The organism is Stenotrophomonas sp. 99219_Sma, assembly GCF_056480785.1.
Genome location: NZ_CM151117.1, coordinates 3,201,384 through 3,224,120, shown reverse-complemented (window position 1 = coordinate 3,224,120; position 22,737 = coordinate 3,201,384). Strand labels below are relative to the sequence as shown.

Sequence of the window (22,737 nt, the reverse complement as noted above, 5' to 3'; positions counted from 1 at the left end):
GAGAAGTGAGGCCGCCGAAAGGCGGCCTTTTTCTTTGCAGGGCTGCGCCCTGCACCCGCAGAGGCCAAAGCCAAAGCCAAAGCCAATGCGGCTCTGGGTTTCTGCTGGTTGGGCGGGGCGGTGTGGGTTGGCAGGACACGCCGTAAACCCGTCCCTGGGGGCTCGATGGCGCCTTGCTCGTGTGCGCTGTCCTGCGCACACGGCAAGACCGGGGTTGGGCGTCCTGCCCAACCCGCCCGAGGCATGCCTCGGGCCCATGGCGCCAACGGTCCTGCCAACCCACACCGCCCCACCCCCGACAGTTTCCCGGTGACGGTGGGTAAATCGTGATTCCCGGTAGGTGTCGACCTTGGTCGACACGGTAGATCCACGCCATGCGTGGATGAGATCTGTTGGATCGAAGCGGGGCAGGGGTACCTGGAATGCCGCTTTTGCTCTTGATCTTCTTTTTTCTTTCCGTGGCGGGCGGAACCGCCGCAATGTGTCAGAGGCCGGGCGGGTGGGGATGGCGGGGGTGTCCGCGGCATGGATGCCGCGGCCAAGCCCCAAATCCAACCGGGCTCACCGCGACCCACCCAACCCAGCCGGCCCGCCACGAGGGGCTGCGCCGTTGGCTGAAAATCCATGTAACCGCTTACACGGAAACGGATTTTTGCCGTAACGGGTATCATGACCGGCTGACTTCACACAGGAGCCACCCGCTCATGCGCCGCAAGATCGTCGCCGGAAACTGGAAGCTGCATGGCAGCCGTCAATTCGCCAATGAACTGCTGGGGCAGGTCGCCGCCGGGCTGCCGCTGGAGGGGGTGGACGTGGTGATCCTGCCGCCGCTGCCGTACCTGGGCGAGCTGGTCGAGGACTTTGGCGAGACCGGCCTGGCCTTTGGCGCGCAGGACGTGAGCAGCAACGAGAAGGGCGCCTACACCGGCGAGGTCTGCGCCGCCATGCTGGTCGAGGTCGGCGCCCGCTATGGCCTGGTCGGCCATTCCGAGCGCCGCCAGTACCACCACGAAAGCAGCGAGCTGGTCGCACGCAAGTTCGCCGCCGCCCAGCACGCCGGCCTGGTGCCGGTGCTGTGCGTGGGCGAGACCCTGGAGCAGCGCGAGGCCGGGCAGACCGAAGCGGTCATCGCCGGCCAGCTGGCGCCGGTGCTGGAGCTGGTCGGCGCGGCCGGTTTCGCCAAGGCCGTGGTCGCCTACGAGCCGGTCTGGGCCATCGGTACCGGCCGTACCGCTACCAAGGAGCAGGCGCAGCAGGTGCACGCGTTCATCCGTGGCGAAGTCGCGCGTATCGATGCTAGAATCGCTGATTCACTGCCCATTGTTTACGGCGGTAGCGTGAAGCCCGACAATGCCGGGGAACTGTTCGCGCAGCCGGATGTCGATGGTGGGCTGGTCGGCGGCGCCTCCCTGGTGGCCGCGGACTTCCTGGCCATCGCACGGGCGGCGGCCGCGAACTAATCCTAGAAGTTTTGTCCGAGGGCGGTTTCCAATGCTGATGTTGATCCTCAATGTCGTCTACGTGCTGGTCGCTGTGGCCATGATCGCGCTGATCCTGATGCAGCGTGGCTCGGGTGCGGCGGCGGGTTCGGGCTTTGGTGCCGGTGCCTCGGGTACGGTGTTCGGTGCGCGCGGCGCCTCGAACTTCCTGTCCAAGTCGACCAAGTGGCTGGCTGTCGTGTTCTTCGGCATCAGCCTCTTCATGGCCTGGTATGCCGGTCATGGCAGCCGCCCGGCGGCCGACCAGGATCTGGGCCTGATGTCCGCACCGGCGGCAGTCGCTCCGGCGGCTCCGGCGGGCGAACTGCCGGCCGTTCCGAAGGCCGATGCGGTCCCGGCCGCCCCGGTTCCGGCCGCGAATGTGCCGGCTCAGGCGGAATCTTCGGTTTCTGGTGAAGAAAAGCCTTCGGAAGGCTCCCAGAAAGACTGAAGCCGGTTACAATACGCGGCGCATCGGGAAGATAGTCTGATGTGATCGTTTGCCCAGGTGGCGGAATTGGTAGACGCACTACCTTGAGGTGGTAGCGACGCAAGTCGTAGGGGTTCGAGTCCCCTCTTGGGCACCATTTGTAAGTAAAGCGGGTTCGTCTGGCGCGCAAGGCGCCAGGCAGATTCCCGTCCACTCCCCCATGCCAAAGCGCCTGCAGGCGCGGCGGCAGAGGCAAGAGAGAATCGCTGTGCTGGCCGAATATTTGCCGTCTCTGCTGTTTCTGATCGTTGCCACCGGTATCGGCATTACGCTGATGCTGGTTGGTCGATTCCTCGGTCCCCGCCGCCCCGATCTGGAAAAGCTGTCGCCGTACGAGTGCGGCTTCGAGGCCTTCGAAGACGCGCGCATGAAGTTCGACGTGCGCTACTACCTGATCGCGATCCAGTTCATCGTCTTCGACCTGGAAATCATCTTCATCGTGCCGTGGACCCAGGTCTTCATGGAGCTGGGTGCCCGTTCGCTCATCACCATGGGCCTGTTCGTCGGCATGCTGTTCCTCGGTTTCATTTACGTCTGGAAGAAGGGAGCGCTGGAATGGGAGTGATTCAGACTCTCGATGGCCTCATGAACAACCCCACGCCGGAAGGCCGGGTTGATGACATCCTGCGGCCGGAAGGCGACAACCCGCTGCTGGAAAAGGGCTTCGTCACCACCAGCGTCGATGCACTGCTGAACTGGGCGCGCACCGGCTCGATGTGGCCGATGACCTTCGGTCTGGCCTGCTGCGCGGTCGAGATGATGCATGCCGGCGCCGCGCGCCTGGACCTTGACCGCTACGGCGTGGTGTTCCGCCCGTCGCCGCGTCAGTCCGACGTGATGATCGTGGCCGGTACCCTGGTCAACAAGATGGCCCCGGCGCTGCGCAAGGTCTACGACCAGATGCCGGACCCGAAGTGGGTCATCTCGATGGGTAGCTGCGCCAATGGTGGCGGCTATTACCACTACTCCTATTCTGTGGTGCGCGGCTGTGATCGCGTGGTGCCGGTGGACGTCTACGTCCCGGGCTGCCCGCCGACCGCCGAGGCGCTGGTGTACGGGATCCTGCAGCTGCAGAAGAAGATCTGGCGTACACAGACCATCGCCCGCTGACCCCTTCACCTGACAAGAGCGCGCCAAGCCCCCATGGCAGAGCAAGCATCCTTCATCGACCGACTCTCCGCACGTTTCGCAGGTGCGAAGGTCATCGTGGTCGAACCCCGCGGCGAAGTGACGCTGGAAGTGCCTGCCGCCGAGTGGCACGCCACCGCCCTGGCGCTGCGTGACGAGTTTGGTTTCGAGCAGGCCGTGGATCTCTGCGGCGTCGACTACCTCGGTTATGGCTCCGACGAATGGGACACCGCCGACGTGTCCTCGCAGGGCTTCAGCCGTGGCGTCGAAGGCAAGGCCCAGGGCCGTTTCGCGTGGGGCGAGTTCCCCACCGAGGAAAACGGCGCCGACGGTGCCCGCCCGCAGCACATGCCGACCCAGCGTTTCGCCGTGGTCGCCCAGCTGCGTTCGTACCAGCACAACCTGATGATGCACCTGCGCTGCTTCGCCCCTGACGAAGCGCTGCCGGTGGTGTCCTCGCTGACCGGCATCTGGCCGGGCCTGAACTGGTTCGAGCGCGAAGCGTTCGACCTGTACGGCGTGATCTTCGAAGGCCACCCGGACCTGCGCCGGATCCTGACCGACTACGGTTTCGTCGGCCATCCGTTCCGCAAGGACTTCCCGCTGATCGGCAATGTCGAAGTCCGCTACGACGAAGAAAAGAAGCGCGTGATCTACGAACCGGTCACCTCGGTGGAGCCGCGTGTCGGCGTGCCGCGCGTGATCCGCGACGACGCCCGTCTGCAGACCGCAGAAGGTGAGCGCGCGCAGGAGGCAGTGAAGTGAGCCACGTACACCAGGCCGGCGAAGCCTTCGCCAGCAACGCCGCCGAAAGCCGGCAGGAAATCCGCAACTACACCATGAACTTCGGCCCGCAGCATCCGGCCGCGCACGGTGTGCTGCGCCTGATCCTGGAAATGGACGGCGAAACCATCATGCGCGCCGACCCGCACGTGGGTCTGCTGCACCGTGGTACCGAAAAGCTGGCCGAGTCCAAGCCGTTCAACCAGTCGATCGGCTACATGGATCGCTTGGATTACGTGTCGATGATGTGCAACGAGCACGCCTACGTGCGCGCGATCGAGACCCTGATGGGCATCGAAGCGCCGGAGCGTGCGCAGTACATCCGCACCATGTACGACGAAATCACCCGCATCCTCAACCACCTGATGTGGCTGGGCTCCAACGCGCTCGACCTGGGTGCGATGGCGGTGATGCTGTATGCCTTCCGCGAGCGCGAAGAGCTGATGGACTGCTATGAAGCGGTCTCCGGCGCGCGCATGCACGCGGCGTACTACCGTCCGGGCGGTGTCTACCGCGACCTGCCGGACCACATGCCGAAGTACAAGGAATCGCGCTGGCACAAGGGCAAGGCGCTGAAGCAGCTCAATGCTTCGCGCGAAGGCTCGCTGCTGGACTTCCTGGAGAACTTCACCGTCGAGTTCCCCAAACGCATCGACGAATACGAAACCCTGCTGACCGACAACCGTATCTGGAAGCAGCGTACCGTCGGCATCGGCGTGGTCACTCCGGAACTGGCCCACCAGTGGGGCATGACCGGCGTGATGCTGCGTGGCTCGGGCATTGCCTGGGACCTTCGCAAGAAGCGTCCGTATGCCAAGTACGATGCCGTCGATTTCGACATCCCGCTGGGCAAGGAAGGCGACTGCTACGACCGCTACCTGGTCCGTGTTGCCGAAATGCGCGAGTCCAACCGCATCATCAAGCAGTGCGTGGCGTGGCTGAAGGCCAACCCCGGCCCGGTCATGGTCAAGAACTTCAAGGTCGCTCCGCCCAAGCGCGAGGACATGAAGGACGACATGGAAGCGCTGATCCACCACTTCAAGCTGTTCAGCGAAGGCTATTGCGTGCCGGCCGGTGAAACCTACGCTGCAGTGGAAGCGCCCAAGGGCGAGTTCGGCTGCTACCTGGTTTCCGACGGCGCCAACAAGCCGTTCCGCGTGCACCTGCGCGCACCGGGCTTCGCCCACCTGTCCTCGATCGATTCGATCGTGCGCGGCCACATGCTGGCCGACGTGGTGGCGATGATCGGTACCTACGACCTGGTGTTCGGCGAGGTTGACCGGTAATGCCGTCCGCCACGCCAACGCCCGCTGCAGGCAGCCGGCGCAAGCCGGCGCCGCAGTTTCTGGAATTTCACGTTATGCATTTCGCTGAGGTCGGCCGATGAAGGCGACAGGTAATTTCGAGGCGGCGCGCGACGTCGACCCGATGGTGGTGCTGAGCGACAAGACCCGCGCTCACATCGATCACTGGCTGTCCAAGTTCCCGCCGGACCGCAAGCGCTCTGCCGTGCTGCAGGGCCTGCATGCGGCCCAGGAGCAGAACGAGGGCTGGCTGACCGACGAACTGATCGCCGGCGTGGCCAAGTACCTGGACCTGCCGCCGGTGTGGGCCTACGAGGTCGCCAGCTTCTACTCGATGTTCGAGACCGAGAAGGTGGGCCGCAACAACGTGGCCATCTGCACCAACATCAGCTGCTGGCTCAATGGCGCCGAGGACATCGTCCGCCATTGCGAGAAGAAGCTGGGCATCAAGCACGGTGAATCGACCCCGGACGGCCGCGTCTACCTCAAGCGCGAGGAAGAGTGCCTGGCCGGCTGCGGTGGCGCGCCGATGATGGTCATCAACGGTCACTACCATGAGCGTCTGACCCTGGAAAAGGTCGACGAGCTGCTGGACGGGCTGGAGTAAGGGCATGGCACATCACCACGAATCCAAGGGTCCGGTCGGCCCCGCGCCGCTGCCGCACCAGGTGGTCTACACCACCCTGCATTACGACACCCCGTGGTCGTACGAAAGCTACCTGAAGACCGGTGGCTACGCCGCCCTGCGCAAGATCCTCGAAGAGAAGATCCCGCCGGAGCAGGTCATCGAGATGGTCAAGGCCTCGGGCCTGCGCGGCCGCGGTGGCGCAGGCTTCCCGACCGGCCTGAAGTGGTCCTTCATGCCCAAGGGCAACATGCAGAAGTACATCCTCTGCAACTCGGACGAATCCGAGCCGGGCACCTGCAAGGATCGCGACATCCTGCGCTACAACCCGCATTCGGTGGTGGAAGGCATGGCGATCGCCTGCTACGCCACCGGTTCGACCGTGGGTTACAACTACCTGCGCGGTGAGTTCCACCACGAGCCGTTCGAGCACTTCGAGCAGGCCCTGGCCGACGCCTATGCAAATGGCTGGCTGGGCAAGAACGTGATGGGCTCGGGCGTGGACATCGATATCTACGGTGCGCTGGGCGCCGGCGCGTACATCTGCGGCGAAGAAACCGCGCTGATGGAATCGCTGGAAGGCAAGAAGGGCCAGCCGCGCTACAAGCCGCCGTTCCCGGCCAACTTCGGCCTGTACGGCAAGCCGTCGACGATCAACAACACCGAAACCTATGGTTCGGTGCCGGCGATCATCCGCAACGGTCCGGAGTGGTTCAAGGGCCTGAGCCTGACCGCCAACGGCGGTCCGAAGTGCTTCTCGGTGTCCGGCTGCGTGCAGAACGGTGGCAACTTCGAAGTGCCGCTGGGCACCAAGTTCCACGACCTGCTGGAAATGGCCGGTGGCCTGCGTCCGGGCCGCACCCTCAAGGGCGCGATCCCGGGCGGCGTGTCGATGCCGGTACTGACCGCGGCCGAGCTGCAGGATCTGCCGATGGACTACGACACCATCCGTGCGCTGGGCTCCGGCCTGGGTTCGGGTGCGATCGTGGTGCTCGACGACAGCGTCTGCTGCGTCAAGTTCGCCTGCCGCATCAGCCAGTTCTTCCACAAGGAATCGTGCGGCCAGTGCACCCCGTGCCGTGAAGGCACCGGCTGGATGCACCGCGTGCTGGAGCGCATCGTCGCCGGCAAGGCCACGATGGAAGACCTGCACCAGCTGAAGGCGGTGGCCGGCCAGATCGAAGGCCACACCATCTGTGCGTTCGGTGAAGCGGCTGCATGGCCCATCCAGGGCTTCCTGCGCCAGTTCTGGGACGAATTCGAGTACTACATTGTCAACGGTCATTCGATGGTTGACGGCAAGAAGGTGGAGGCAGCCGCCGCATGAGCGCGCAACCCGTAAACCCGAACGTGCCACCGGATCACGTGACCATCGAAATCGATGGCAAGTCGCTGGTCGTGCCCAAGGGTTCGATGATCATCCAGGCGGCCGACAAGGCCGGCATTTCGATTCCGCGCTTCTGCTACCACGAGAAGCTGCCGATCGCCGCCAACTGCCGCATGTGCCTGGTGGACGTGGAAAAGTCGCCGAAGCCGGCGCCGGCCTGTGCCACCCCGGTGATGGATGGCATGAAGGTCGCCACCCGCAGCGAGAAGGCACTGAAGTTCCAGCGCTCGGTGATGGAGTTCCTGCTCATCAACCACCCGCTGGACTGCCCGATCTGCGATCAGGGCGGCGAGTGCGAGCTGCAGGACGTGTCGCTGGGCTATGGCCGTTCGGTCAGCCGCTTCAACGAGCGCAAGCGCGTGGTGCCGGACGAGGACATGGGCCCGCTGGTCGCCACCGAGATGACCCGCTGCATCCAGTGCACCCGCTGCGTCCGCTTCACCGCCGACGTTGCCGGTACCTACGAGCTGGGTGGCATGTACCGCGGTGAGAACCTGCAGATCGGTACCTTCGACGGCAAGCCGCTGACCACCGAGCTGTCCGGCAACGTCGTCGACGTCTGCCCGGTCGGCGCGCTGACCAACAAGGTGTTCCAGTTCCGCGCCCGCCCGTGGGAACTGACCGCGCGCGAATCGCTGGGTTACCACGACGCGATGGGTTCGAACCTGTTCCTGCACGTGCGTCGCGGCGAAGTGCTGCGCACCGTGCCGCGCGACAACGAAGCGGTGAACGAGTGCTGGCTGTCCGACCGTGACCGCTACTCGCACCAGGGCCTGTACAGCGAAGACCGTGCGGTCAAGCCGCTGCGCAAGGTCAATGGCGAGTGGAAGGAAGTGAGCTGGGCCGAAGGCCTGGCTGCGGCCGCCGAGATCCTCAAGGCCAACCAGGGCGACAACCTGGGCGTGCTGGTGCACCCGTCCACCTCGAACGAGGAAGGCGCGCTGCTGGCCCGCCTGGCCAAGGGCCTGGGCTCGAGCAACATCGACCACCGCATCAACAACCGGGATTTCTCCGACGCCGCAACCGCCGAAGTGTTCGGCCTGCCGCTCGCCGAGATCGAAGGCGCCGACCGCATCGTCGTTCTGGGCAGCAACATCCGCCACGAACTGCCGCTGCTGCACGCCCGCCTGCGCAAGGCGCAGACCACCAACGGCGCGAAGATCCACGTCGTCAACCCGGTGGACTTCGACTTCGCCTTCAGCATCGCCGGCAAGCAGATCGTCGCGCCGTCAAAGTTCGTCGACGCGCTGGCCAACGCCGAGCTGCGTTCGGCGGTGCAGGGCGGCAACAACACCGTGCTGATCGTCGGTGGCATCGCCGAAAACCACCCGCAGGCTGCCGCGATCCGCGCCGCCGCGCGTGACTTCGCCGCCGCCACCGGTGCCAAGCTGTGCCGCATCCCGCAGGGTGCCAACGCCGTTGGCCTGACCCGCGCAGGCGTGCTGCCGGCCGGCAAGGACGTCGCCGCAATGCTGGCGCAGCCGCGCCAGGCCTACGTGGTGTACGGCCTGGAGCCGGGTCTGGACTTCGCCGACGCCCCCGCCGCGCGCAAGGCGCTGGTCGGCGCCAAGGTGGTGGCCTTCAGCCAGTTCGCCTGCGTCTCCACCCGCGACGTTGCCGACGTGATCCTGCCGATCGGTGCGCTGCCGGAAATCGACGCCACCCTGACCAACCTCGATGGTCGCGAGCAGTCGGCGCGTGCCGGCGGCAAGCTGCCGGGCGAGGCCCGTGAGGGCTGGCGCGTGCTGCGCGCCCTGGGCGGTGAGCTGGCGGTAGCCGGTTTCGACTTCACCGACCTGGCCGGCCTGCGCGCCAGCCTGGCCCCGGTGTCGGTCGCCGTTGCCGCCTCGGCACAGCCGGTGGTTGCCGGCGAAGGCCTGGAAGTGGCTTCGACCGCCGCGATCTACCGCACCGATGCGGTGGTCCGTCGCGCCCCGGCGCTGCAGTCGCATCCGCTCAACAACGCCCCGCGCATCGTGCTGAACGCTGAAGATGCCGCTCGCCTGCAGCTGCAGGAAGGGCAGATGGCCAAGGTCGGCACCGATGCCGGCAAGGCCACCCTGCCGGTGGTGATCGACGCCCGCGTCGCTGCGGGTTCGGTCTGGATTGAATCGGGCCACGGCGCGACCGCGCCGCTGGGTGCCGCTCGCGTAACGGTGGTGGCTGCATGAACGAATTGCTGTTGAACGCGGTCGATCCGCTGCACCAGTGGCTGCTTGGCCTTGGTGACATCGGCGCGCTGATCTGGATCATCCTGAAGATCCTGGTGATCACCGTGCCGGTGATCATCTCGGTGGCCTTCTACGTGGTCTGGGAACGCAAGCTGATCGGCTGGATGCACGTCCGCCACGGCCCGATGTACGTGGGCATGGGCATCTTCCAGGCCTTCGCCGACGTCTTCAAGCTGCTGTTCAAGGAAGTGGTCCAGCCGAGCAGCGCCAACAAGGCGATCTACCTGCTGGCCCCGCTGATCACCCTGGCTCCGGCCTTCGCGGCCTGGTCGGTGGTCCCCTTCGATTCGCAGATCGTGCTGTCCAACGCCAACGCCGGCCTGCTGTACCTGCTGGCGATGACCTCGCTGGGCATCTACGGCATCATCCTGGCCGGTTGGGCATCCAACTCGAAGTATGCGTTCCTGGGTGCGATGCGCGCCTCGGCGCAGATGATCAGCTACGAAATCGCCATGGGCTTCGCCCTGGTCGGCGTGATGATCGCGTCGGGCAGCCTGAACCTGAGCAACATCGTGATGGCGCAGGCCGGCAATTCCGGTTTCTTCGACTGGTTCCTGCTGCCGCTGTTCCCGCTGTTCGTCATCTACTGGGTGTCGGGCGTTGCCGAAACCAACCGCGCGCCGTTCGACGTGGTGGAAGGTGAATCGGAAATCGTCGCTGGCCACATGGTCGAGTACTCGGGCGGTGCGTTCGCGCTGTTCTTCCTGGCCGAATACGCCAACATGATCCTGATCAGCTTCCTGATCTCGATCTTCTTCCTCGGCGGCTGGCTGAGCCCCATCCAGGGCTGGGTCAACTTCGGCGACGTCTCGCCGCTGGTCGACTGGATCTGGAAGGGCGGTGCACCGTGGCTGTTCGTCAAGGTGTTCTTCTTCGCCAGTGCCTACATCTGGTTCCGTGCCAGCTTCCCGCGCTTCCGCTATGACCAGATCATGCGCCTGGGCTGGAAGGTCTTCATCCCGCTGGCCATTCTGTGGATCGCGGTTACCGCCGTCATGGTGTTCTTCGGCGTGATTCAAAAGGGCGTCTAAGTGATGAACAGGATTACCCATTACTTCAAGAGCCTGCTGCTGCTCGAACTGCTTGGCGGCCTTTGGCTGACGCTGAAGTACAGCTTCAAGCCCAAGTACACGATGATGTACCCGATGGAGAAGTTCCCGCAGTCGCCGCGCTTCCGTGGCCTGCACGCCCTGCGCCGTTACCCCAACGGTGAAGAGCGCTGCATCGCCTGCAAGCTGTGCGAAGCGGTGTGCCCTGCATTGGCCATCACCATCGACTCGGCCAAGCGCGAAGACGGCACCCGCCGTACCACGCGCTATGACATCGATCTGTTCAAGTGCATCTTCTGCGGCTTCTGCGAAGAAAGCTGCCCGGTGGACTCGATCGTCGAAACCCACATCCTCGAGTATCACTTCGAGAATCGTGGCGAAAACATCGTTACCAAGCCGCAGCTGCTGGCCCTGGGCGACCGTCTCGAGTCCGAGATCGCCGAGCGTCGCGCCGCCGATGCCGCTTACCGCTGAGGTCGAGAGATGGATTGGGTAAATATCGCTTTCTGGGTGTTCGCCATCGCGGCAACGGTTTCGGCCGGTGCGGTGATCAGCGTGCGCAACCCGGTTCACGCCGTGCTCTGCCTGGTGCTGACCTTCTTCTCCATTGCCTGCGTGTGGCTGCTGGTCGGCGCCGAGTTCCTCGGCGTGGCGCTGGTGCTGGTCTACGTCGGCGCGGTGATGGTGCTGCTCCTGTTCGTGGTGATGATGCTCGACATCGACCCCACCAAGCTGCGTGAGGGCTGGGTCCGCTACCTGCCGGTCGGTCTCATTGTTGCCGTGGCGATGCTGGTGCAGATGCTGATCCTGATCGGCGTGAAGGGCAGGGCGGTCAACCCGTTCCCGGCCGACAACGCCGCTGCGGTCGCTGCCGACAGCTCCAACGTCACTTGGCTGGCGCGTACGCTGTTCACCGAGTACCTGCTGCCGTTCGAGTTCGCCGCCGTCATCCTGACCGTGGCCGTGGTTGCCGCCGTGATGCTGACCTTGCGCCGCCGTACCGGCGTGAAGAGCCAGAACCCGGGTGAGCAGACCATGGTCAAGGCCGGCCAGCGCCTGCGCATGGTCAAGATGGGCGCCGAAGCGCCGGTCGTGCACAGCAACAGCAAGCCGGCCGCCGGCGAGGAGACCCAGCCGTGATTACCCTTGGCCACATCCTTGCGCTGGGCGCGGTGCTGTTCGCCATCAGCCTGGCCGGCATCTTCCTCAACCGGAAGAACGTCATCGTCCTGCTGATGTCGATCGAACTGATGCTGCTGTCGGTGAACATCAACTTCGTCGGCTTCTCGCGTCAGCTGGGCGATCCGTCCGGCCAGCTGTTCGTGTTCTTCATCCTGACCGTCGCCGCCGCGGAAGCCGCCATCGGCCTGGCGATCCTGGTGACCCTGTTCCGTACCCGCCGCACGATCAATGTCGGCGAAGTCGATTCGTTGAAGGGCTGATCCACAGATGGAAATCACTCTCTCCAAGAGTCTGTTGATCGCAGTGGTGCTTGCACCGCTGTTCGGCAGCATCATCGCCGGCCTGTTCGGTCGCCAGGTCAAGCGCTTCGGCGCGCAGACCATCACCATCCTCGGCGTCGCGGTTGCCTGCGGCCTGTCGATGTACACGCTCTACCAGTTGCTGTGGGGCGGTGCGCAGCCGTTCAACCAGAACATCTACACGTTCTTCGAAGTCGGCCAGTACTCGGCCCACGTCGGTTTCATGGTCGACAAGCTGACCGCGATGATGATGGTGGTGGTGACCTTCGTGTCGCTGCTGGTCCACATCTACACGATCGGCTACATGCAGGACGATCCGGGCTACCAGCGGTTCTTCAGCTACATCTCGCTGTTCACCTTCTCGATGCTCACCCTGGTGATGAGCAACAACTTCCTGCAGCTGTTCTTCGGCTGGGAAGCGGTGGGCCTGGTGTCGTACCTGCTGATCGGCTTCTGGTTCAAGCGCCCGACTGCGATCTTCGCCAACATGAAGGCGTTCCTGGTCAATCGCGTTGGTGACTTCGGCTTCCTGCTCGGTATCGCCGGCGTGCTGTGGGTGTTCGGCACCCTGGACTACTCGCAGGTGTTCTCGCAGGCCGGCATGCTGGCTGACCCGCGCGCCCAGCTGCAGATCTGGGACGGCACCATGTTCGGCATGCAGCTGCTGAACGAGCCGGTGATCTGGTCGATCGCCACCGTCATCTGCATCTGCCTGTTCATCGGTGCCATGGGCAAGTCGGCCCAGGTCCCGCTGCACGTGTGGCTGCCGGACTCGATGGAAGGCCCGACCCCGATCTCGGCACTGATCCACGCCGCGACGATGGTGACCGCCGGTATCTTCATGGTCACCCGCATGTCGCCGCTGTTCGAGCTGTCGCAGACCGCGCTGAACTTCATCCTGTTCATCGGTGCCACCACCGCGTTCTTCACCGGCCTGATCGGCATCGTGCAGAACGACATCAAGCGCGTCGTCGCGTACTCCACGCTGTCGCAGCTGGGCTACATGACCGTGGCCTTGGGCGTGTCCGCCTACTCGGCCGCCGTGTTCCACCTGATGACCCATGCCTTCTTCAAGGCGCTGCTGTTCCTGGGTGCCGGCTCGGTCATCATCGCGATGCACCACGAGCAGGACATGCGCAAGATGGGCGGCCTGCGCAAGTACATGCCGATCACCTTCGTCACCATGTGGATCGGTACCCTGGCCCTGGTCGGTACGCCGTTCTTCTCCGGCTTCTACTCGAAGGACACCATCATCGAGGCGGCCGAGATCCACGCCCACATGCAGAACAGCTGGGTGGCCACCTATGGCTACTGGGCAGTGCTGGGTGGCGTGCTGGTGACCAGCTTCTACAGCTTCCGCCTGCTGTTCCTGACCTTCCACGGCAAGGAGCGCTTCCGCGACGCGCATGATGATCACGGCCATGCCCATGACGATCACCACGCCGCAGATGCGCACCATGCTGATGCCCATCATGGGGACGCGCACCATGACGACCACGGCCATGGCCACGGTCCGCATGAGCCGCACGAAACCCCGTGGGTGGTGACCCTGCCGCTGATCCTGCTGGCCATCCCGTCGATCGCCATCGGTTTCTTCAGCATCGGTCCGATGCTGCACGGCACCGACTGGGCCGGCCACCATGCACACGACGCAATCAAGGGCCAGGTCAACACGTTCTTCACCGGCATCGTCGATTTCTACGATCCGGCCAAGAACACCGTTGCCTTCCTGGGCGAAGAGTTCCACGGGCCGGTGGCGTTCGCGCTGCACGGCATGATGCTGCCGCCGTTCTGGCTGACCCTGGCGGGCTTCCTGCTGGCTGCGCTGTTCTACCTGTGGAAGCCGGACCTGTCGGGCAAGGCGCGCAAGACCTTCGCTCCGCTGGTGTCGGTGCTGGAAAACAAGTACGGCTTCGACAAGCTGTGGATCGATGGCTTTGCCGGTGGCAGCGTCAAGCTGGGCAAGGTCGCACGCTGGATCGACAGCAACATCGTCGACGGCGTGGTCAATCTTTCGGCACGTGTTGTGGACGTCGCAGCCGGCGTGCTGCGTCGTACCCAATCCGGTTTCCTCTATCACTACGCCTTCGCGATGATCATCGGCCTGATTGCCCTTCTGGGCGTGCTGATGCATTACCTGCGTTGATGACCTGTACGGAATAAGAAGACGTGTCGAACTGGCCTCTACTCAGTGTCCTCATCTGGCTGCCGATCATCGGTGGCGCCCTGATCCTTGCGATCCGTGATGCGCAGACCGCCCGCTGGGCGTCGCTGGGCGTAGCGGTGCTGACGTTCGTGGCGAGCCTCTCGCTGCTGAGCGGCTACAACGCGGGCATCGACGGTCTGCAGTTCGTCGAGACCCATGCCTGGATCCCGGCGTACAAGATCGGCTACAACCTGGGCGTGGACGGCATCGCCGTGGCGCTGATCCTGCTGACCACCCTGGTCAGCGTGCTTGCCCTGATCGGCGCCTGGAGCGCCATCGACAAGCGCGTCAACCAGTACGTGGCCGCCTTCCTGATCCTGGAAGGCGTCACGGTCGGTATCTTCTCGGCCACGGACGCGATGCTGTTCTACGTGTTCTTCGAGGCGATGCTGATCCCGATGTTCCTGATCATCGGTGTCTGGGGTGGCCCGCGTCGCATCTACGCCGCGCTGAAGTTCTTCCTGTACACCTTCCTCGGCTCGGTGCTGATGCTGGTGGCGCTGATCTACCTGTACATGAAGGGCGGCAGCTTCCAGCTGGCCGACCTGTACGCGCTGCCGCTGTCGGCCAAGGAACAGACCTGGATCTTCTTCGCCTTCCTGATCGCCTTCGCGGTCAAGGTGCCGATGTTCCCGGTCCACACCTGGCTGCCGGATGCCCACGTGGAAGCGCCGACCGCCGGTTCGGTGATCCTGGCCGCCATCGCCCTGAAGATCGGTGGCTACGGCTTCCTGCGCTTCAACCTGCCGATCGTCCCGGACGCGTCGCAGGAATGGGCCTGGCTGGTGATCGCGCTGTCGCTGATCGCGGTGATCTACGTCGGCCTGGTCGCGCTGGTGCAGGACGACATGAAGAAGCTGATCGCCTATTCGTCGATCGCGCACATGGGCTTTGTCACCCTGGGTACCTTCATCGCCCTGTGGTTGGTGCGTGAAGCCGGCAACGCCGATGCCGCCCGCCTGGGCCTGCAGGGCGCGATGGTGCAGATGATCTCGCACGGCTTCGTGTCCGGCGCGATGTTCTCCAGCGTCGGCGTGCTGTACGACCGCATGCACAGCCGCCGCATCGCCGATTACGGCGGCGTGGTCAACGTGATGCCCTGGTTTGCCACCTTTGCCATGCTGTTCTTCATGGCCAACGCAGGCCTGCCGGGCACCAGCGGTTTCGTCGGCGAGTTCATGGTCATCCTCGCGGCCTTCCAGCGTAATCCGTGGATCGCGCTGGGCGCGGCCACCACCCTGATCATCGGCGCCGCCTACACCCTTTGGCTGTACAAGCGCATCTTCTTCGGCGAAGTGGCCAACAGCCATGTCGCCGAACTGAAGGACATCAACGGCCGCGAATGGCTGGTGCTGGGCGTGTTCGCCATCGGCGTGCTGGCCCTGGGTATCTACCCCAAGCCGCTGACCGACCTGATGGAGCCCTCGATCGCGAAGCTGGCGATGCAGATCGCATCCAGCAAGCTGCTGTAATTCCAGGATTTGATGATGACCACCTCGCCGCTGCTGCCATTGACCGCCGCTGACCTGCCACCGCTCGCTCCCGAGCTGGTGCTGATCGGCAGCGCCTTCGCCCTGATGATCCTCGACCTGTTCGTCAGCAACCGGAACAAGCTCGTCACCCACCTGTTCTCGCTCGCTGCGCTGGCCGTGGTGCTGTTCATGCTGGCCACCGGCGTGGGCGGGCAGGGGGAGGTCTTCCATGGCATGTTCGTGCGCGATACCGCCGCGGACGTGATGAAGACCGGGATCGTTCTGCTCAGCGGCCTGACCCTGGTCTATGGCTGGCGCTACCTGCGTGACCGCAACCTGTTCCAGGGCGAGATCCCGGTGCTGATCCTGTTCGGCACCGCCGGCATGATGATCCTGGTGTCGGCCGGCAGCCTGCTGATGGTCTACCTGGGCCTGGAACTGCTGGCGCTGTGCTCCTACGCGCTGGTTGCCAGCAACCGTGAGAACGGCCTGGCCTCGGAAGCGGCGATGAAGTACATCGTGCTGGGCTCGCTGGCCTCGGGCCTGCTGCTGTACGGCATGTCGCTGATCTACGGCGCCACCGGCAGCCTGCACCTGGACGTCATCCGTGAAGCGATCCCGCACTCGGAAGAGCGCGTGCTGCTGATCACCGGTGCTGTGTTCATGATCGCCGGCGTCGCCTTCAAGCTGGGTGCCGCGCCGTTCCACATGTGGCTGCCGGACGTGTACCAGGGTGCCCCGGCACCGATCGCACTGTTCATCAGCTCGGCACCGAAGCTGGCCGCGTTCGGCATGGCCTACCGCCTGCTGGAAATGGGCGTGGGCCCGCTGTCGACCGAACTGCAGCTGCTGATCGCCGGCCTGGCCGCAGTCTCGCTGGTCATCGGCAACCTGATGGCCATCGCGCAGAGCAACCTCAAGCGCATGCTGGCGTTCTCCACCGTCTCGCACATCGGCTTCCTGCTGATGGGCATTGCCGGTGGCGGCTCGCAGGGCTATGCCGCAGCACTGTTCTACGCACTGGCCTACGCCATCATGTCGACCGCCGCCTTCGGCGCGATCATCGCGCTGTCGCGTGCCGGCTTCGAAGCCGAGAACATCGAAGACTTCAAGGGCCTCAATGCCCGCAACCCGTGGATGGCCGGCCTGGTGCTGTGCATCATGGCGTCGCTGGCTGGCATCCCGCCGTTCCTGGGCTTCTGGACCAAGCTGGCGGTGCTGGGCGCGGCCGTCAACGGTGGCCTGCTGTGGCTGGCCATTCTCGGCGTGCTGTGTGCCGTGGTCGGCTGCTTCTACTACCTGCGCGTCATCAAGGTCATGTACTTCGATGAGCCGGTGGGCGAGGCCATGCCGCGCAGCAACGACCGCGTGCTGGGCCTGGTCCTGGGCGTGAACGCGCTGGCGCTGCTGGCGCTGGGCCTGGCATGGAACCCGATCATGGTCTGGTGCCAGCAGGCATTTGCGCATCTTGCATAAAAGTTGACACAAAGCTGCGCGATTCGTGTAATATGCGCAGCCTGAGTTGTCACTGCAGCGGTTCAGCCAGAACATCGTTGCGGTAGCCCTCCTCGAAAGAGCAGGGCAGCAGTTCAAACACTTCCGGTGCGGGGTGGAGCAGTCTGGCAGCTCGTCGGGCTCATAACCCGAAGGTCGCAGGTTCAAATCCTGCCCCCGCTACCAACACATCGAATCGGCGCCAACCAGTTCGATGAATGAGGAAAAGCTTGCAGGTTTTGAAGTTATGCCTCATAATTCCGCTTCTGATGCGGGGTGGAGCAGTCTGGCAGCTCGTCGGGCTCATAACCCGAAGGTCGCAGGTTCAAATCCTGCCCCCGCTACCAAGTAAAGAGATCGCCTTCGAAGTCCTGCTTCGAGGGCGTTTTTCTTTGGGGTCTGCGTCGTTTTTGCGTGATTGGGGTCAGATCCCTTTTCCCGTGGGAAAGGGATCTGACCCCGGGTCCGCACCTTGCACCAGCGCGGTGCAGTCGCTATCATCAGCGGCCTAGCAATACCCCTGAAGGCGGCCTCCCAGCGGGAGTCCGGACCCGGAAGGAGGGCCGCAACCGGCAGGCATTGCAGGTTGCAACCGGAATCCAGTCACCGGAGTCTTTCCGGAAAAGGGGCCCAGCGGGCCCTTTGTCGTTTCCGGGGCGTCATGTTTCCATGTCGGCCAAGGCCGGCACCCAACCAAGAGATCAAGGCAGGCTGTGAGCGACAAGGCAACCGACATCGCGAATCTGCTCGCCCCGACCGTTGTGTCGCTGGGCCTGGAGCTGCTGGGCGTTGAGTATCTGCCGGCCCCCGGCGGTGCGACCCTGCGCCTTTACATCGACGTGCCGCTGGCTGAACAGCCCGAGCGCATCATCAATGTCGACGACTGCGAGCGGGTCAGCCGCGAAGTGTCGGCACAGATGGACGTCGAAGACCCGATCAGCGGCAACTACACGCTGGAAGTGTCTTCGCCGGGCGTCGATCGTCCGCTGTTCAACCTGGAGCAGTTCGGCCGTCACCTCGGCGAAATGGCCAAGGTCACGCTGAAGCTGCCGCAGGACAACCGTCGCCGCCTGCAGGGCCGCATCGAAGCCATCGACGAGACCGCAGGTGCCATCACCTTCATCGTCGACAAGGCCGAAGTGGTCGTGTCGGCCGACAACATCGACAAGGCACGGATCATGCCCGACTGGGTGGCGCTGGGGCTGGCCCCGAGCAAGCCGACCGGTCCGGCACCGAAGCGTCCGAAGCCGAACACGAATTCTTCTTCCAACGAGCCGGCGGCAAAGAAGCCGCGCGCGGAGTGAGCCAATGAGCAAGGAACTGTTGCTGGTAGTCGACGCGGTCGCCAACGAGAAGGGCGTGCCGCGTGAAGTGATCTTCGATGCCATCGAGGCCGCCCTGGCCTCGGCAGCGAAGAAGCGCTATCCCGACGAGGAAGTGCTGACCCGCGTGGTCATCGACCACAAGGATGGCAGCTACGAAACCTTCCGTCGCTGGGAAGTGGTGGCCGATGACGTGGTCATGGAATCGCCGGACCGCCAGATCCGCCTGATGGACGCCGTCGATGAAGCCGAAGGCGTGGACGTCGGCGACTACATCGAAGAGCAGATCGAGAACCCGGACTTCGGCCGCATTGCTGCCCAGGCCGCCAAGCAGGTCATCGTCCAGCGCGTGCGCGAAGCCGAGCGCCAGCAGGTCGTGGATGCATGGAAGGATCGCGTGGGTGAGCTGATCACCGGCGTGGTCAAGCGCGCCGAGCGCGGCAACATCTATGTCGACCTCGGTGGCAACGCCGAAGGCTTCATCCCGAAGGACAAGGGCATTCCGCGCGACGTGCTGCGCGCCGGTGACCGCGTGCGCGGCTACCTGGCCGAAGTCCGTTCGGAACCGCGTGGCCCGCAGCTGTTCATCAGCCGCGCCGCCCCGGAATTCATGATCGAGCTGTTCAAGCTGGAAGTGCCGGAAGTCGGCCAGGGCCTGGTGGAAATCAAGGCCTGCGCCCGCGATCCGGGCGACCGCGCCAAGATCGCCGTGCTCGCCCACGACCAGCGCACCGATCCGATCGGTGCCTGCATCGGCATGCGCGGTTCGCGCGTGCAGGCCGTGTCCAACGAGCTCAATGGCGAGCGCGTGGACATCGTGCTGTGGAACGACAACCCGGCCAACTTCGTCATCAACGCGATGGCGCCGGCTGAAGTGCAGTCGATCATCGTCGATGAAGACAAGCACTCGATGGACCTGGCTGTCGCTGAAGACCGCCTGGCCCAGGCGATCGGCAAGGGCGGCCAGAACGTGCGCCTGGCCAGCCGCCTGACCGGCTGGCAGCTCAACGTGATGACCCAGGACCAGGTCACCGCCAAGTCGGAGGCCGAGCAGGCTTCGGCCCGCCAGCTGTTCATGGACAAGCTGGAAGTGGACGAGGAAATCGCCGGCATCCTGGTCAGCGAAGGCTTCGGCACCGTCGAGGAAATCGCATATGTCCCGGTCGGCGAACTGCTGGCCGTGGAAGGTTTCGACGAAGACATCGTCGAAGAGCTGCGCGCTCGTGCCCGCGATGCGCTGCTCAATGAGGCCCTGGCAGTCGAGGAAGGCCTTGAAGACGGCCAGCCGGCGCAGGACCTGCTGTCCCTGAAGGGCATGGACGAAGCCACCGCGTATGCGCTGGCCGGCCACGGCGTGCGTACCAGTGAGGACCTGTCCGACCTGGCTGCCGACGAGGTCATGGACTTCGGCATCGAAGGGCTGGATCAGGCGCGCGCCGCTGCGCTGATCCTGGCCGCACGTGCCGAGGAGATCGCCCGACTGGAACGCGGCGAATGAGCCGGCAATGAACAGGGCCCTGAGCCGCTCAGGGCGTAGAATCCGCGCCACCTCCAGATGCGGGGGGGCGCCCACAAGATCATAGGATCCGAATGTCGCAGCAAACCACCATCCGCAAGCTTGCCGAACTGGTCAACACGCCGGTCGAAAAACTGCTGGAACAGCTGGCCGGTGCCGGCATGAAGTTCAGCGGTCCCGACCAGGTCGTGACCAGCACCGAGAAGGTGAAGCTCCTGGGCTTCCTTCGTCGTTCGCACGGCAAGCCCGAGCAGGCCCCGGAAGAAACTGATCAGTCTGCAAAGAAGATCACGCTCAACCGCCGGAAACAGCAGGAAGTGACGGTCAGTTCCGGTCGCAGCAAGACGACCGTGAATGTCGAGGTGCGCCAGAAGCGTACCTACGTCAAGGATGGTGCTCGCGCCATGACCCCGGACGAAGAGCGCGCCGACATCCTGCGCAAGCTGGAAGAGTCGCGTGCGCGCAACCTTGCCGAACAGCAGGCCCTGGCCGAGAAGGATCGTCTGCGCGACGAAGCCATCGTCCGTGCCCGTGAGGAAGAGGTTGCGGCCAAGGAACGCGCAGAGGCCGAGAAGAAGGCCGCCGAGGAAGCTGCGGCCGCCGCCAAGGCTGCCGAGGCGCTGGCGGCCAGCAAGCCCAAGCGCGCTCCGATCGATGAAACCGCGCCGCGCCCGCCGCGTGCTCCGGCCGCCGCTCCGGCTGCGCCGCGCAGCGCTCCGCCGCCGCCGCGCAACGACGACCGCAACAACCGCAGTGCGCCGCGCAACGAGCGTGGCCCGGGCGACCGTTTCGCCGGCCAGATGCACCTGTCGGCTGCCGACCGCGCGCGTCGTGGCAACAGCAACAACAGCAACACCCGTGGTCGTCCGGGCGGGCGTAACCAGGCCGGTGGCCGTCGCGACATGTCGCGCGGTGGCAACAATGCAGGTCCGCACGCCTTCGAGCGTCCGACCGCGCCGGTGGTGCGTGAAGTGGCGATCGGCGACACGATCACCGTGGCCGACCTGGCGCAGAAGCTCGCGCTGAAGGGCGGTGAGGTGGTCAAGGCGCTGTTCAAGATGGGCGTGATGGCCACCATCACCCAGTCCATCGACCATGACACCGCCGCGCTGGTGACCGAAGAACTCGGCCACAAGGCGATCCGTGCCAACGACAACGACGCCGAAGACGCACTGCTGGCCTCGACCGGTGAAAACCAGGGCGAAGCCACCCAGCGTCCGCCGGTGGTCACCATCATGGGCCACGTCGACCACGGCAAGACCTCGCTGCTGGATTACATCCGCCGCACCAAGGTCGCCACCGGCGAAGCCGGCGGCATCACCCAGCACATCGGTGCCTACCACGTGGATACGCCGAAGGGCGTGATCAGCTTCCTGGATACCCCGGGCCACGCGGCATTCACCTCGATGCGTGCGCGCGGCGCCAAGCTGACCGACATCGTGGTGCTGGTCGTGGCCGCCGATGACGGCGTCATGCCGCAGACCAAGGAAGCGATCCAGCACGCCCGTTCGGCGGGTGTGCCGCTGATCGTGGCGATCAACAAGATCGACAAGTCCGACGCCGACCCGATGCGGGTCAAGAACGAACTGCTGTCCGAGCAGGTCGTGGCCGAAGACTTCGGTGGTGACACCCAGATGGTGGAGATCTCGGCCAAGACCGGCCTGGGCATCGACGACCTGCTGGACGCCATCTCGATCCAGGCCGAACTGCTGGAACTGAAGGCCGTCGACGAAGGCCGCGCTTCGGGCGTGGTGATCGAATCGTCGCTGGACAAGGGCCGTGGCCCGGTCGCCACCGTGCTGGTGCAGCAGGGCCGCCTGAAGAAGGGCGACTACCTGGTGTGCGGCATCCAGTACGGCCGCGTGCGTGCGCTGTTCGACGAAACCGGCAAGCAGCCGGAGTTCGCCGGCCCGTCCATCCCGGTGCAGGTCCTGGGCCTGTCCGGCGTGCCGGAAGCGGGTGATGACTTCGTGGTCGTCGAGGACGAGCGCCTGGCCAAGGACGTTGCCCAGCAGCGTGAGACCAAGCGCCGTGAATCGCGCCTGGTCGCCACCGCCGGCAGCCGCATGGAAGACATCATGGCGACCCTGGGCAAGGGCGAGGGCCAGCAGGTCCTCAACCTGGTCATCAAGGCCGACGTGCAGGGTTCGGTGCAGGCCCTGAGCCAGGCACTGGTCGCGCTGTCCAACGAAGACATCCGCATCAACGTGATCCACTCCGGCGTGGGCGGCATCACCGAATCGGACGCCAACTCGGCGGCCGCTTCGAAGGCCACCGTCATCGGCTTCAATGTGCGTGCGGACGCTTCGGCCCGTCGCATCATCGAATCCAACGGCGTCGATCTGCGTTACTTCTCGATCATCTATGACGTGATCGATCAGGTGAAGCAGGTGGCTTCCGGTCTGCTGGGCGTGGAGATCCGCGAAGAGATCATCGGTATCGCCGAGGTCCGCGACGTCTTCCGCAGCTCCAAGCTGGGCGCCGTGGCCGGCTCGATGGTCATCGAGGGCGTGGTCAAGCGCAACAAGCCGATCCGCGTGCTGCGCGACAGCGTGGTGATCTTCGAGGGCGAGCTGGAATCGCTGCGTCGCTTCAAGGAGAACGTCGAGGAAGTCCGCAACGGTACCGAATGCGGTATCGCGGTGAAGGCCTACAACGACGTCAAGCCGGGTGACCAGATCGAGTGCTTCGAGCGTATCGAAGTGCCGCGCACCCTGTAATGTGATGTGGCCCGACCAACGGTCGGGCCCTACCATGATGTAGAACCCGAC

At 64.6% G+C, this 22,737-nt stretch carries 19 protein-coding genes and 3 tRNA genes; all 22 read left to right on the top strand.

Going from position 1 to position 22,737, the window contains the following annotated elements; genetic code table 11:
* Positions 1-704 precede the first annotated feature (704 nt).
* The 22 genes from tpiA (at position 705) to infB (ending at position 22,686) form a co-directional block, all read left to right on the top strand.
* Positions 705-1,460: a triose-phosphate isomerase gene (gene tpiA / locus ACZK13_RS14885; RefSeq protein ID WP_032128643.1), complete on the top strand. Its 756-nt coding sequence runs from the start codon at positions 705-707 to the stop codon at positions 1,458-1,460.
* 31 nt (positions 1,461-1,491) lie between these two features.
* Positions 1,492-1,929: a preprotein translocase subunit SecG gene (gene secG / locus ACZK13_RS14880; RefSeq protein ID WP_010486424.1), complete on the top strand. Its 438-nt coding sequence runs from the start codon at positions 1,492-1,494 to the stop codon at positions 1,927-1,929.
* A 51-nt stretch (positions 1,930-1,980) separates the two neighbouring features.
* Positions 1,981-2,065 (top strand) — tRNA-Leu (locus ACZK13_RS14875).
* A 111-nt stretch (positions 2,066-2,176) separates the two neighbouring features.
* Positions 2,177-2,533 (top strand): NADH-quinone oxidoreductase subunit A, encoded by a 357-nt coding sequence (locus ACZK13_RS14870; RefSeq protein ID WP_008265012.1) that lies wholly within the window; start codon positions 2,177-2,179, stop codon positions 2,531-2,533.
* Positions 2,524-3,078 (top strand): NuoB/complex I 20 kDa subunit family protein, encoded by a 555-nt coding sequence (locus ACZK13_RS14865; protein ID WP_005410463.1) that lies wholly within the window; start codon positions 2,524-2,526, stop codon positions 3,076-3,078. The genes ACZK13_RS14870 and ACZK13_RS14865 overlap by 10 nt, the downstream gene beginning before the upstream one ends.
* 33 nt (positions 3,079-3,111) lie before the next feature.
* Positions 3,112-3,861, top strand: coding sequence for an NADH-quinone oxidoreductase subunit C (locus tag ACZK13_RS14860; protein ID WP_005410462.1), 750 nt, complete (start codon positions 3,112-3,114; stop codon positions 3,859-3,861).
* Positions 3,858-5,165 (top strand): NADH-quinone oxidoreductase subunit D, encoded by a 1,308-nt coding sequence (locus tag ACZK13_RS14855; protein WP_006458796.1) that lies wholly within the window; start codon positions 3,858-3,860, stop codon positions 5,163-5,165. The genes ACZK13_RS14860 and ACZK13_RS14855 overlap by 4 nt, the downstream gene beginning before the upstream one ends.
* Positions 5,166-5,262: 97 nt before the next feature.
* Positions 5,263-5,790 (top strand): NADH-quinone oxidoreductase subunit NuoE, encoded by a 528-nt coding sequence (gene nuoE / locus ACZK13_RS14850; RefSeq protein ID WP_006381132.1) that lies wholly within the window; start codon positions 5,263-5,265, stop codon positions 5,788-5,790.
* A gap of 4 nt (positions 5,791-5,794) precedes the next feature.
* Positions 5,795-7,135: an NADH-quinone oxidoreductase subunit NuoF gene (gene nuoF, locus ACZK13_RS14845; protein WP_006381131.1), complete on the top strand. Its 1,341-nt coding sequence runs from the start codon at positions 5,795-5,797 to the stop codon at positions 7,133-7,135.
* A complete protein-coding gene (gene nuoG, locus ACZK13_RS14840) occupies positions 7,132-9,366 on the top strand; it encodes an NADH-quinone oxidoreductase subunit NuoG (protein ID WP_006381130.1) in 2,235 nt (744 codons plus the stop codon). The genes nuoF and nuoG overlap by 4 nt, the downstream gene beginning before the upstream one ends.
* Complete coding sequence (gene nuoH, locus ACZK13_RS14835; RefSeq protein WP_006381129.1) at positions 9,363-10,457, top strand: NADH-quinone oxidoreductase subunit NuoH; 1,095 nt, start codon at positions 9,363-9,365, stop codon at positions 10,455-10,457. Before nuoG ends, nuoH begins: the two co-directional genes overlap by 4 nt.
* Before the next feature lie 3 nt (positions 10,458-10,460).
* Positions 10,461-10,949, top strand: a complete 489-nt coding sequence (gene nuoI / locus ACZK13_RS14830) for an NADH-quinone oxidoreductase subunit NuoI (RefSeq protein ID WP_006381128.1) — start codon at positions 10,461-10,463, stop codon at positions 10,947-10,949.
* Positions 10,950-10,958: 9 nt separating this feature from the next.
* Complete coding sequence (locus tag ACZK13_RS14825; protein WP_478481869.1) at positions 10,959-11,615, top strand: NADH-quinone oxidoreductase subunit J; 657 nt, start codon at positions 10,959-10,961, stop codon at positions 11,613-11,615.
* Positions 11,612-11,917 carry an NADH-quinone oxidoreductase subunit NuoK gene (gene nuoK, locus ACZK13_RS14820; protein ID WP_005417921.1) on the top strand — a complete coding sequence of 102 codons (306 nt, stop codon included), beginning with the start codon at positions 11,612-11,614 and terminating at the stop codon, positions 11,915-11,917. Before ACZK13_RS14825 ends, nuoK begins: the two co-directional genes overlap by 4 nt.
* A gap of 7 nt (positions 11,918-11,924) precedes the next feature.
* A complete protein-coding gene (gene nuoL, locus ACZK13_RS14815) occupies positions 11,925-14,102 on the top strand; it encodes an NADH-quinone oxidoreductase subunit L (protein WP_285302339.1) in 2,178 nt (725 codons plus the stop codon).
* A 23-nt stretch (positions 14,103-14,125) separates the two neighbouring features.
* Positions 14,126-15,634, top strand: a complete 1,509-nt coding sequence (locus tag ACZK13_RS14810) for an NADH-quinone oxidoreductase subunit M (protein ID WP_032128647.1) — start codon at positions 14,126-14,128, stop codon at positions 15,632-15,634.
* A 15-nt stretch (positions 15,635-15,649) separates the two neighbouring features.
* On the top strand, positions 15,650-17,110 hold the full coding sequence (nuoN, locus tag ACZK13_RS14805; RefSeq protein WP_125894343.1) for an NADH-quinone oxidoreductase subunit NuoN: 1,461 nt from the start codon (positions 15,650-15,652) through the stop codon (positions 17,108-17,110).
* A gap of 127 nt (positions 17,111-17,237) precedes the next feature.
* Positions 17,238-17,314: transfer RNA gene (locus ACZK13_RS14800), tRNA-Met, on the top strand.
* Positions 17,315-17,398: 84 nt separating this feature from the next.
* Positions 17,399-17,475 (top strand) — tRNA-Met (locus ACZK13_RS14795).
* A 366-nt stretch (positions 17,476-17,841) separates the two neighbouring features.
* Positions 17,842-18,432, top strand: coding sequence for a ribosome maturation factor RimP (gene rimP, locus ACZK13_RS14790; protein ID WP_032128649.1), 591 nt, complete (start codon positions 17,842-17,844; stop codon positions 18,430-18,432).
* 4 nt (positions 18,433-18,436) lie between these two features.
* On the top strand, positions 18,437-19,948 hold the full coding sequence (gene nusA / locus ACZK13_RS14785) for a transcription termination factor NusA (RefSeq protein ID WP_005410449.1): 1,512 nt from the start codon (positions 18,437-18,439) through the stop codon (positions 19,946-19,948).
* Positions 19,949-20,040: 92 nt separating this feature from the next.
* Positions 20,041-22,686, top strand: a complete 2,646-nt coding sequence (gene infB / locus ACZK13_RS14780) for a translation initiation factor IF-2 (RefSeq protein ID WP_032128650.1) — start codon at positions 20,041-20,043, stop codon at positions 22,684-22,686.
* Positions 22,687-22,737 lie beyond the last annotated feature (51 nt).